Raw genomic sequence first — 10,893 nt, 5'->3', positions numbered from 1 at the left:
ATGCGATTGAATCGAGAGGGAGATCACCATGCGACTGTTTTATTCGGGCACATCGCCATATGTTCGCAAAATTCTGGTTCTGCTGGCAGAAGCGGGTCATTCCGACGCGGTAGAACTGGTGGCAGCCAGTGGGACGCCGGTTGATACCGGTACACAACCGCTCGCGCATAATCCGCTGGGCAAGATCCCGGCACTGGAGCGCAAGGATGGCCCGGCACTTTACGACAGCCGTGTCATTACCCGCTATCTGGATGCTGAGTTCAAGACGGGACTATACCCCGACGGGAACCGTTTGTGGGATACGCTGGTGCTGGAGGCGACGGCGGACGGCATGTTGGATGCTGCGATCCTGATGGTCTATGAAACACGGGTGAGGCCGGAGGACAAACGGTTTGATCCATGGGTGGAGGGGCAATGGGGCAAGGTTGACCGGGCACTGGATGCCCTGGAAGCGCGCTGGATGAGCCATCTGCACGGACCTTTGGACATGGGACAAATCGCGGTGGGTTGTGCATTGGAATATCTGGATTTCCGACATGCCGCCCGCAACTGGCGGACGACGCGGCCTCAACTTTCGGCTTGGGCAAATGCTTTCTCGGCGCGCGACAGCATGATCCAGACCCAGCCGCCAAAGTGACCGGATGAGCCTGCCGTTTTCCAGCTTTCTTCTGGTATGGTCGATTGTTGCGTTGAACACGATGACGCCGGGGCCGAATGTTGTGAACACCATTGCGACGGCGATGTCGGCCGGGCGGCGCGCGGGGCTAGGTGCTGCCGCCGGCGTGGGGATCGGTGTGGCGCTGTGGTGCCTTGCCTCGACCTTGGGCTTTGCGGAAGTTTTTGCTGCGGTGCCTCGCGCGGAATTCGCGATGCAATGCGTGGCGACGGCATTGCTTGGCTGGTTGGCGCTGCGTGCCTTGCGACTGGCCTGGGCAGGCCTTCACGGCGCAAGGCGCGGTTTGCCGCAAGCCCCGGCGCAGTTGAGTTACCGTCGCGCGCTGGGACGGGCGATCCTGATCAGCGCGGCAAACCCCAAGGTGCTGACAACATGGTTGTCCATCGTGACGCTGTTCCCGGTTGCCAGCGCAAGGTCCGCCGATATCGCGGTATTGGCATTGGGGTCAGCCTTGATCGGGCTGTCGTTCCACAGCCTTTACGCCACAGTCTTTTCCAGCGGACCTGCGGCGCGATTCTATTTGCGGGCAGGATGGGTGATTTATCTGGTCGCGGGGGCGTTCTTTGCCATTCTTTCGGCAGCAATGCTGACACGGTTGCTTCGTGGCTGATTCTGTGGTGTTTCTAAGGAGCGCAGTATGAAAATGGACTTTCCTTCGCAATTCTTTGGCATAAGATGTTGCATTTCCACCCCATCGGCCCCATCTGCGCCCGTTTGTCCGCTGGACGCGGCAGGTTTCCGCCGCTAAATACCCGAACTACAAGGCTGCGGATCACTGCGGCTCCGTTATGACATCGGCTGCATCAAGCAGCCTTCGGAAGGGAGAATTTTCGTGTCCCAAGCAGAAGATCACGCAGGCAGCCGCAGGGACTTCCTGTATTATGCCACGGCAGGGGCGGGCGCGGTTGCCACCGGCGCTGCGGTTTGGCCTTTGGTCAACCAGATGAACCCCACGGCGGATGTGCAGGCGATGTCCTCCATTCATGTTGATGTATCGGCGGTGGAGATGGGAACCCAGTTGACCGTCCTGTATCTTGGCAAGCCGGTCTTCATCCGTCGCCGCACCCCGAAAGAGATTGAGGAAGGCCGCGCTGTCAAACTGTCTGATCTGATCGACCAGAATGCCGAAAACCCGAATCTTCCGGCAGGGTCGGAGGCGATTGACCAGAACCGCACCATGGATGAGGCAGGCGAATGGCTGGTGATGATCGGCGTTTGCACCCATCTGGGTTGCGTCCCGATCGGGAACAACTCGGGTGATTTCGACGGCTGGTTCTGCCCGTGCCACGGGTCGCATTACGATACGGCGGGCCGTATCCGCAAAGGACCCGCGCCGCAGAACCTGCATATCCCGGTGACAGCGTTCACCGATGAAACAACCATCAAGCTCGGGTAAGGACATATCATGGCCGGAATACCGCACGACCATTACGAGCCCAAGACGGGCGCCGAAAAATGGCTTCACTCGCGCCTGCCGATTGTCGGGTTGCTTTATGACACTCTGATGATCCCCACACCCAAGAACCTGAACTGGATGTGGATTTGGGGCATTGTCCTGACCTTCTGTCTGGTGCTGCAAATCGCCACGGGCGTCGTTCTCGCGATGCATTACACGCCGCATGTCAGCATGGCCTTCGCGAGTGTCGAGCATATCATGCGCGATGTGAATGGCGGCTATATGCTGCGCTACCTGCACGCAAACGGGGCGTCACTGTTCTTTATGGCGGTGTACCTGCACATCTTCCGGGGCCTTTACTACGGATCTTACAAAGCCCCGCGTGAGATCACATGGATCATCGGCATGTTGATCTATCTGTGCATGATGGGTACGGCGTTCATGGGCTATGTTCTGCCTTGGGGTCAGATGTCCTTCTGGGGTGCGACGGTGATCACCGGCCTGTTCGGCGCCATTCCGGGCATTGGCCAGTCAATCCAGACCTGGCTTTTGGGTGGTCCCGCGGTTGACAACGCCACGCTGAACCGCTTTTTCAGCCTGCATTACCTGCTGCCCTTCGTCATTGCCGCTTTGGTCGCGATCCATATCTGGGCCTTCCATACCACCGGCAACAACAACCCCACCGGTGTTGAGGTTCGCCGCACGTCGAAAGCCGAAGCCGAGAAAGACACCCTGCCGTTCTGGCCCTATTTCGTGCTGAAAGATCTGTTCGCGCTGGCCGTGATCCTGGTCGTGTTCTTTGCGATTGTCGGCTTCATGCCAAACTTCCTTGGTCACCCTGACAATTATATCGAGGCGAACCCAATGGCGACGCCCGCGCATATCGTGCCGGAATGGTATTTCCTGCCGTTCTACGCGATCTTGCGCGCCTTCACCGCCGATGTCTGGGTCGTACAACTGGCGCATTTCGTGAGCTTCGGCATTGTTGACGCCAAGTTCTTTGGTGTGTTGGCGATGTTCGGCGCGATTGCCGTGTTGGCACTGGTGCCGTGGCTTGATACGTCGTCGGTGCGGTCGGGCCGTTACCGTCCGATGTTCAAGGCGTGGTTCATCCTGCTGTGCATCGACTTTGTGGTGTTGATGTGGGTGGGTGCGCGCCCGCCGGAGTTCCCGTATGACTGGATCTCGCTGATCGCATCGGCTTACTGGTTCGCCTATTTCCTCGTCATCATGCCGATCCTTGGTGTGATCGAAAAGCCGCTGGCGCCGCCCGCGACGATTGAGGCTGACTTCAAATCGCATTACGCCGATCCGGCCGAGTGAGAGAAAAGGAACTGATGAAGATGTTTCGTAAAATCGCAATCAGCGCCGTTTCTGCCCTTGTGATCGGGACGGGCGCGGCCATGGCCGCCGGCGACGAAGGCCATGTGCATGACGTTGCCTTCAGCTTTGAAGGTCCGTTCGGCACCTATGATGAACACCAATTGCAGCGTGGCTTGCAGGTGTTCACCGAGGTTTGCTCTGCTTGTCACGGCATGAAATTCGTACCGATCCGCAGCCTGTCGGATGAGGGCGGTCCGCATATCCCGGAGGATCAGATTCGCGCTTATGCGGCAGATTTTCTTGTGGCGGATGAGGCGTCAAACCCGCAGCTTTTCGATGCTGCAAACGACTCGTATCGCGCGCTGAAATCAACCGACAACTTCCCGGCCAACCACAGCGCCAACGCCCCGGACCTGAGCCTGATGGCCAAGGCGCGTGCCGGATTCCACGGACCCGCCGGAACCGGGATCAACCAGTTGATCCATGGCATTGGTGGCCCGGAATATATTGTCTCGATCCTGACCGGCTATACCGGGCAGGAGAAAGAGGAAGCCGGAACCACCTTTTACGAAAACACCGCTTTTCCGGGCGGGTGGATCGCAATGGCACCACCGTTGGAAGACGGGCGGGTAGATTATCAGGACGGGCATGACAACAGCCTGCACCATCTGGCCGAAGACACTGCGGCGTTCCTGATGTGGGCGGCGGAGCCGAAGATGATGGCGCGCAAGCAGGCTGGCCTTACCGCTGTTCTGTTCCTGACGCTTTTGTCGGTGCTGCTGTATCTGACCAACAAGAAGGTCTGGTCCGCAGTCAAAGGACCGCGCAAAGAACACTAAGCTCACGGCAGAGATGCCGCATTGCTCAAAGCCCCGCCGATCCGGCGGGGCTTTTTGCTGTTTGGCTCTTGCCCCTGCCGCCCGAGCCGCTATCATTGTCCGTACCTCGGGGTGCCCTGTGTTGGGCTGAGATCTGGCAAAAGCCAAAGACCCGTTGAACCTGAACCGGTTAGGACCGGCGGAGGGAAGGTGAATGGAATGATCCATCCCCATACCCGCCCGTCGCATATGGAGAGATGAGATGACCAAATCCCCCCTTGCGCTGGCTATTTGCACAGCAGTTTTGGCAACAGCAGCCATGGCTCAAACAGATAAACCCGTTTTGAATGTGTTGACCTATGACAGCTTTACGTCCGAATGGGGTCCCGGCCCATTGGTTGAAAAAACGTTTGAGGCGCAATGCGGTTGCGATCTGGTGTTTTCTGCCGTGGGCGATGGGGCGGAATTGTTGGCCCGTTTGCAGTTGGAGGGCAAGAATTCGACCGCCTCGGTGGTGCTTGGTCTTGATAGCAACCTGATCACCCTCGCCGCTGCGACGGGGTTGTTTACGCCGCATGGTCAAAACACCGCGAATGACCTGCCTGTCCCCTTCGCGGACCCGCTTTTCCTGCCTTATGACTGGGGCTGGTTCGCCGTTGTGTATGACAAGACCAAACTGCCGAACGCGCCCGACAGCTTTGAGGCTCTGGCCGCCTCTGACCTGAAGATCGTGATTCAAGACCCGCGTTCGTCTACGCCCGGCCTTGGCCTGCTCTTGTGGGTCAAGGCGGCCTATGGCGACCGCGCGCCGGAAATCTGGTCAGCACTTGCCGACAATATCCTGACTGTCACCCCCGGCTGGACGGAAGCCTACGGCATGTTCACCGCAGGCGAGGCGGATATGGTGCTGTCCTATACCACCTCTCCCGCCTATCATCTGATTGCAGAAGGCGATGACAGCAAAGCCGCCGCAGCCTTCACCGAAGGGCATTATCTGCAAGTTGAAGTCGCAGGCAAACTCTCCAATGCGCCGCAGCCGGAGCTTGCCGATCAGTTTCTTATGTTCGTGGGGTCGGACGCGTTTCAATCCATCATCCCGACAACGAATTGGATGTATCCGGCGCATCATCTGGCGGCTGGTTTGCCCAAAGGGTTTCAGCAGATGATAACGCCGAAAAAATCCCTGCTGATGACCCCAGATGAGGCTGCTACCGCCCGCAAACCGGCGTTGGACGAATGGCTGACCGCGCTCTCTCGTTGACGGCGGCGGGGTTGGCAGTGGGCATTGGCCTGCTGCTGCTGGCCCCGTTGGCAGCACTTGGTTTGGGCTTGCAAGGCTTTTCGCTGGCCCCGGCAGAGCTTGCGGCGCTGCGCTTCACGCTTTGGCAAGCGGTGCTGTCTGCAGGGCTGTCAGTCGCATTGGCGATTCCAGTCGCACGCGCCTTGGCACGGCGGCGATTCCGGGGGCGCGATCTGCTGATCTCTACCCTTGGAGCGCCGTTCATCTTGCCAGTGATCGTTGCTGTGCTGGGTCTGCTGGCGGTGTTCGGGCGAGCAGGTTGGGTCAACCAGACCCTGACAGGGCTGGGCCTGTCGCCCGTGTCGATTTATGGCCTGCAAGGGGTGGTTTTGGCGCATGTGTTTTTCAACATGCCGCTGGCGGTGCGCATGATCCTGCATGGCTGGCAGGCGATACCGGCGGAACGCTTCCGACTTGCGGCGAGCCTTGGGTTCTCACCTGCCGACACGATGCGCCACATTGAACGCCCGATGCTGCGCGCGGTTTTGCCCGGCGTGGCGCTGGTGATTTTTGTGATCTGTCTGACCAGCTTTGCCGTGGCTTTGACGCTGGGCGGGGGGCCAAAGGCGACGACGGTGGAACTGGCGATCTATCAGGCGTTGCGGTTTGATTTTGATCTGGCAGGGGCAGCACGGTTGGCGCTGGTGCAATTCGCGCTGTGTACTGCGGCCTATGCGGTGGCAACAAGGCTTGCATTACCAACCGGATTTGGCGCGGGGCAGGGCAGGGCAGGCGGACCACCGGCACCAAAGGGTTGGCCTCTGCGCCTGGATGTTCTGGTCATAATCTTCGCGGCGATGTTCCTCGCGCTGCCGATCCTCGCCGTTGTGTTGGACGGCTTGCCCGGAATGTTGGACTTGCCGCCGCAGGTTTGGCAGGCGGCTGCCCGGTCGTTGATCATCGCGCTCGCCTCTACCGCGATCAGCCTTGGGGTCGCGTTGACCCTTGCACTTGCCGCGGCGCGGGGCCGGAATTGGCCCGGTTTTGCGGCCAGCCTGCCGCTTGCCGCCTCCAGCCTTGTGCTCGGGACCGGGCTGTTCCTGATCCTGCAACCGTATTTTCGGCCTGCGAGCCTTGCATTGCCAGTGACAATGGCGATCAACGCAGCCCTTTCCCTGCCCTTCGCCTTTCGCATTCTTGCACCAGAGGCGCGCAGCCTGTTCGATGACTACAATCGGCTGACGTCATCCCTGGGGATAACCGGTTTTGCACGCTTGCGCTTTGTGGTGCTGCCGCGCCTTTCCCGGCCCTTGGGGTTTGCTGCAGGGCTCGTGGCCGCCTTGTCGATGGGTGATCTGGGCGTGATTGCCCTGTTCGCGGGGGAAGGAGAAGCGACCTTGCCGCTGTTGGTACAACGTCTGATGGGGGCTTACCGGATACAGACTGCGGCGAGTGCGGCGCTGCTGCTGGTCAGCCTGTCTTTTGCGCTGTTCTGGGGCTTTGACCAATGGGGCCGCCGCCATGCTTCAGCTTGACCGGGTGCAGGCGAGATTTGACGACTTCACCCTTGCCGCCGATTGGCAGGTGCCAAAGGGTGCGCGGGTGGCGGTGATAGGGCCGTCGGGCGCGGGCAAATCCACCTTGCTGTCGTTGATAGGCGGGTTCCTGATGCCTGATCAGGGCCGCGTGCTGTGGCAGGGGCGCGATCTGACGCGCGAAGACCCCGGTGCCCGCCCGATGACCACGTTGTTTCAGGATCAAAACCTATTCCCGCATCTGACGATCGCGCAAAATCTTGGCTTGGGCATTTCGCCTTCCCTGCGATTGACTGCTGCCGATTACGACCGGATAGAGGCGGCGCTTGCGCACACGGGCCTTGCGGGTTTTGGGACGCGCAAGCCTGCGCAGCTTTCCGGCGGACAACAAAGCCGTGCCGCCCTTGCGCGCGCGTTGTTGCGTGACAAGCCGATCCTGCTGCTGGATGAGCCGTTTGCCGCCCTCGGCCCCGCTCTGAAGCGCGAAATGCTGGGTCTTGTCACCCTGCTTGCCGATGAAACCGGCGCCACGGTTCTGATGGTCACGCATGACCCGGCGGAAGCGCGCACCTTTGCGCCGCTGACCTGCCTTGTAGAAGGCGGCATTGCCCATGCCCCGCAGGCCACGGCGGCGCTGCTGGACAACCCACCTCCGGCACTTGCCGACTATCTGGGTTAGCGGCTTCAGCCATACTTGGCGCGACACATGATCTGGCGTATGCAAAGCCTATCCACGCTATGCGACGAAGGAGACGGGCATGACACCAATTGCAACCTATCCGGGGCTCTCCGGTGCTTCGGTGTTCATTACTGGTGGTGGGTCGGGAATCGGTGCCGCACTGACCGAGGCGTTCTTGCGCCAAGGCGCAAAGCTTGCCTTTGTCCAGCGGTCTGATGCCAGCGATTTTGTGGAGGAGATGGCGCAGACAACTGGCCATCGCCCGTTGTTCATTGCCTGTGATGTGACCGATGTTGCTGCCCTGCGCGCCGCAATTGCGCAGGCCAGCGCCGCACATGGCCCGGTTACAACGCTGGTCAACAATGCCGCGAATGATCTGCGTCATACCACAGTAGAGGTGACAGAAGACTTCTATACCGCGATGCTGGATATCAACTTCAAAGCCTATTTCTTTGCCGCCCAAGCGGTTGTCACGGGGATGAAAGCGGCTGGCGGCGGGTCGATCATCAATTTCTCCTCCATCAGCTATATGATGGGGAATGCCGGGTATCCACTGTACACTGCCGCCAATTCCGCGATCAACGGATTGACCCGCAGCCTCGCACGGGAATTCGGGCCGGACCGCATCCGCGTCAATGCGATTGCCCCCGGCTGGGTGTTGACGCAAAAGCAGAAGGACAAGTGGGTCACGCCCGACGGCCTGGCTGCGCATCTGGCCCTGCAATGTCTGAAGGATACGCTCGCGCCGGAGGATATCTGCGGTGGGGTACTGTTTCTTGCCTCGGAGGCGTCGCGCATGATGACGGGGCAGGCGCTGGTGATTGATGGCGGGGTCGTGGTGACCGGATGACGGCAGCGAGTTCAGTGTCAGTCGAATGGATCGCGGCTGATTGGGGCACCAGTCATCTGCGGGTGACAGCGATGGCGGCGGCAGGCCCGGTTGCAACCGCGGCAAGTGCCGATGGCATGGGCAGGCTGCATCCAGAGGAGTTTGAACCCGCGCTGTTGCGCCTGATCGCGCCGTGGCTGACGGCGGGTGTTACCCCGGTGATTGCCTGTGGCATGGTCGGCGCGCGGCAAGGCTGGGTGGAGGCATCCTATCGCGCTGTGCCTTGTACCCCGGCGGCAATGGATATGCTGACGCGCGCGCCAACGCAGGACAAGCGGATTACCGTGCATATTACACCGGGCCTGAGCCAGATCCGGCCCGCCGATGTGATGCGCGGTGAGGAAACGCAGGTCGCTGGGGCGCTTGTGCTGAACCCCGATTATGACGGCGTGATCTGTTTGCCCGGCACCCATTCGAAATGGGTGCATGTCAGCGCGGGAGAGGTTGTCAGCTTTCAAACCTGCATGACCGGGGAGTTGTTCTCGCTGTTGTCGCAGCAATCGGTTTTGCGCCACGGTATCGCCGCGACGGGTTTTGCGCCGGAACCGTTTGATGCGGCGCTGTCCGACGCGCTGTCGCGGCCTGAAAAGCTGGCGGCGTACCTGTTTTCGTTGCGCGCCGAAGGGTTGCTTGCCGATTTGCCGCCCATTGCTGCCCGTAGCAGGTTGTCGGGCTTGTTGATCGGAATTGAACTCGCGGCGACGAAACCCTACTGGTTGGGTCAGCGGGTGACCTTGATCGGGGAGGCGGCGTTGTGCGGCTTTTATGCCCGCGCGTTGGCGAGCCAAGGCGTTTCAGTTGATTTGCTGCCTGCGGGGGATGCCACACTTGCCGGGCTGTCGAAATTGCGTGGAGTCCTGTGATACCAAAGGGTAACATGCTGAAACTCCGGTCGTATCAGCGACCGGCATTGCCCCCGCACAATTCAGCGATTGACCTTCGCGCCACCCCGGCGCAAATCTTGCCGCTGCGACAGCACCGGAGTCTGCGATGACCAAATCCAACCTGTTTACCCCTGTTCTGATTGCCGGTTGTGCGATTTTGCTGCTGAACTTTGCAATCCGGGCAAGTTTTGGCGTGTTCCAGATCCCGATTGCGACGGAATTTGGTTGGATGCGGGCCGATTTTTCGATGGCAATCGCGATCCAGAATCTCGCATGGGGCATCGGCCAGCCGATTTTCAGCGCGATTGCCGAACGCTTTGGCGACCGTCGCGCGATCATTCTGGGGGCGCTGCTCTATGCGGCGGGGCTGGTGCTGTCGTCGATGGCGGTGACGCCGGGGCAGCATTGGGTGCTGGAAATTTTGGTCGGCTTTGGCATCGCGGGCACTGGGTTCGGGGTGATCCTTGCAATTGTCGGGCGCGCCACCTCGGATGAAAACCGCAGCCTGTCCTTGGGGATTGCGACGGCGGCTGGCTCTGCCGGTCAGGTTTTTGGCGCACCGCTGGCGGAGTGGTTGTTGCAAAGCCATAGCTGGCAGGTGGTGTTCGTGATTTTTGCGGCGATCATCCTGTGCTCGCTTTTCGCGCTGCCGTTCCTGCGCGCGCCGATTACGGCGAGCAAGGCAGAGTTGCAGGAAAGCCTTGGCACCGTATTGCTGCGCACGTTCAAAGACCCGAGTTATACCATGATTTTTCTCGGGTTCTTTTCCTGTGGCTATCAACTGGGCTTCATCACCGCGCATTTCCCGGCCTTTGTGACCGAGATGTGTGGCGCGATTGACCCGAGCAGTTATCTGGCAGCGATCGGAGTGACTTCGACCTCGATCCTTGGCGCGATCGCGATTTCGGTGATCGGTATGGCCAATATCGGCGGCGCGATTTTCGCAGGCTGGCTGGGCAAGCGTTACAGCAAGAAATACCTGTTGGCGGCGGTTTATGCCGCGCGAACGGTGGCAGCGTCGGCGTTCATTCTGTTGCCGATGACACCGGGTTCGGTGTTGCTGTTTTCACTGGTGATGGGATCGCTGTGGCTGGCAACGGTGCCGCTGACCTCTGGGCTTGTCGCGCAGCTTTACGGCCTGCGCTATATGGGCACGCTTTACGGCTTTGTGTTCCTGAGCCATCAGGTCGGGTCATTCCTTGGCGTCTGGTTGGGGGGGCGTATGTATGACATGACCGGGAATTACACCCTGGTTTGGTGGATCGGTGTCGGCGTCGGGGCGTTTTCGGCGCTGGTGCATTTGCCTATTCAGGAACGCCGTGTTGTTCTTGCGACTGCGTGAGGCGGGAGCCGCGCAAAGGGGCATCGAACCCCTTTGCGCGGCATATACAATGACCCGACCATTGCCCCCCGGCCCGCTTTTCCACCCTTAAGGTATTTTAAACAAAATTAA

At 60.0% G+C, this 10,893-nt stretch carries 11 protein-coding genes and 1 riboswitch; all 11 genes read left to right on the top strand.

What is annotated here, in order from left to right:
• Positions 1–28 precede the first annotated feature (28 nt).
• The 11 genes from L0H65_RS07465 (at position 29) to L0H65_RS07415 (ending at position 10,782) form a co-directional block, all read left to right on the top strand.
• Positions 29–637, top strand: coding sequence for a glutathione S-transferase (locus L0H65_RS07465; protein ID WP_301458215.1), 609 nt, complete (start codon positions 29–31; stop codon positions 635–637).
• Between the two features lie 4 nt (positions 638–641).
• Positions 642–1,286 (top strand): LysE family translocator, encoded by a 645-nt coding sequence (locus L0H65_RS07460; protein WP_301458214.1) that lies wholly within the window; start codon positions 642–644, stop codon positions 1,284–1,286.
• A gap of 222 nt (positions 1,287–1,508) precedes the next feature.
• Entirely contained in the window at positions 1,509–2,072 is a 564-nt protein-coding gene (petA, locus tag L0H65_RS07455) for a ubiquinol-cytochrome c reductase iron-sulfur subunit (RefSeq protein ID WP_301458213.1), read from the top strand.
• 9 nt (positions 2,073–2,081) lie between these two features.
• Entirely contained in the window at positions 2,082–3,395 is a 1,314-nt protein-coding gene (gene petB / locus L0H65_RS07450; protein WP_301458211.1) for a cytochrome b, read from the top strand.
• A 20-nt stretch (positions 3,396–3,415) separates the two neighbouring features.
• The gene (locus tag L0H65_RS07445; RefSeq protein ID WP_301458210.1) at positions 3,416–4,234 is read left to right on the top strand and encodes a cytochrome c1; all 819 of its coding nucleotides are present in this window, start codon (positions 3,416–3,418) and stop codon (positions 4,232–4,234) included.
• Between the two features lie 97 nt (positions 4,235–4,331).
• A riboswitch (TPP riboswitch) is annotated at positions 4,332–4,438 on the top strand.
• A gap of 37 nt (positions 4,439–4,475) precedes the next feature.
• Entirely contained in the window at positions 4,476–5,474 is a 999-nt protein-coding gene (thiB, locus tag L0H65_RS07440) for a thiamine ABC transporter substrate binding subunit (protein WP_301458209.1), read from the top strand.
• A complete protein-coding gene (locus tag L0H65_RS07435) occupies positions 5,450–6,988 on the top strand; it encodes a thiamine/thiamine pyrophosphate ABC transporter permease ThiP (RefSeq protein ID WP_301458208.1) in 1,539 nt (512 codons plus the stop codon). The genes thiB and L0H65_RS07435 overlap by 25 nt, the downstream gene beginning before the upstream one ends.
• Positions 6,975–7,667: an ATP-binding cassette domain-containing protein gene (locus L0H65_RS07430; protein WP_301458207.1), complete on the top strand. Its 693-nt coding sequence runs from the start codon at positions 6,975–6,977 to the stop codon at positions 7,665–7,667. The genes L0H65_RS07435 and L0H65_RS07430 overlap by 14 nt, the downstream gene beginning before the upstream one ends.
• Before the next feature lie 79 nt (positions 7,668–7,746).
• Positions 7,747–8,517, top strand: a complete 771-nt coding sequence (locus L0H65_RS07425) for an SDR family NAD(P)-dependent oxidoreductase (protein ID WP_301458206.1) — start codon at positions 7,747–7,749, stop codon at positions 8,515–8,517.
• Complete coding sequence (locus L0H65_RS07420; protein WP_301458205.1) at positions 8,514–9,419, top strand: 2-dehydro-3-deoxygalactonokinase; 906 nt, start codon at positions 8,514–8,516, stop codon at positions 9,417–9,419. The genes L0H65_RS07425 and L0H65_RS07420 overlap by 4 nt, the downstream gene beginning before the upstream one ends.
• 127 nt (positions 9,420–9,546) lie before the next feature.
• Positions 9,547–10,782: an MFS transporter gene (locus tag L0H65_RS07415; protein WP_301458204.1), complete on the top strand. Its 1,236-nt coding sequence runs from the start codon at positions 9,547–9,549 to the stop codon at positions 10,780–10,782.
• The last annotated feature ends 111 nt before the right edge of the window (positions 10,783–10,893 follow it).

Origin of the sequence: Pseudorhodobacter sp. (genome assembly GCF_030452865.1) — a bacterium.
Classification (GTDB): domain Bacteria; phylum Pseudomonadota; class Alphaproteobacteria; order Rhodobacterales; family Rhodobacteraceae; genus Pseudorhodobacter.
The sequence above is the reverse complement of the archived record's forward strand: the minus strand, read 5'-3'. Positions and strand labels throughout refer to the sequence as shown.

Excerpts from the sequence above, each read along its gene's own strand:
- L0H65_RS07465 (WP_301458215.1), top strand. The coding sequence starts at position 29 with ATGCGACTGTTTTATTCGGGCACATCGCCATATGTTCGCAAAATTCTG.
- L0H65_RS07460 (WP_301458214.1), top strand. The coding sequence starts at position 642 with ATGAGCCTGCCGTTTTCCAGCTTTCTTCTGGTATGGTCGATTGTTGCG.
- petB (WP_301458211.1), top strand. The coding sequence starts at position 2,082 with ATGGCCGGAATACCGCACGACCATTACGAGCCCAAGACGGGCGCCGAA.
- L0H65_RS07445 (WP_301458210.1), top strand. The coding sequence starts at position 3,416 with ATGTTTCGTAAAATCGCAATCAGCGCCGTTTCTGCCCTTGTGATCGGG.
- thiB (WP_301458209.1), top strand. The coding sequence starts at position 4,476 with ATGACCAAATCCCCCCTTGCGCTGGCTATTTGCACAGCAGTTTTGGCA.
- L0H65_RS07435 (WP_301458208.1), top strand. The coding sequence starts at position 5,450 with ATGGCTGACCGCGCTCTCTCGTTGACGGCGGCGGGGTTGGCAGTGGGC.
- L0H65_RS07430 (WP_301458207.1), top strand. The coding sequence starts at position 6,975 with ATGCTTCAGCTTGACCGGGTGCAGGCGAGATTTGACGACTTCACCCTT.
- L0H65_RS07425 (WP_301458206.1), top strand. The coding sequence starts at position 7,747 with ATGACACCAATTGCAACCTATCCGGGGCTCTCCGGTGCTTCGGTGTTC.
- L0H65_RS07420 (WP_301458205.1), top strand. The coding sequence starts at position 8,514 with ATGACGGCAGCGAGTTCAGTGTCAGTCGAATGGATCGCGGCTGATTGG.
- L0H65_RS07415 (WP_301458204.1), top strand. The coding sequence starts at position 9,547 with ATGACCAAATCCAACCTGTTTACCCCTGTTCTGATTGCCGGTTGTGCG.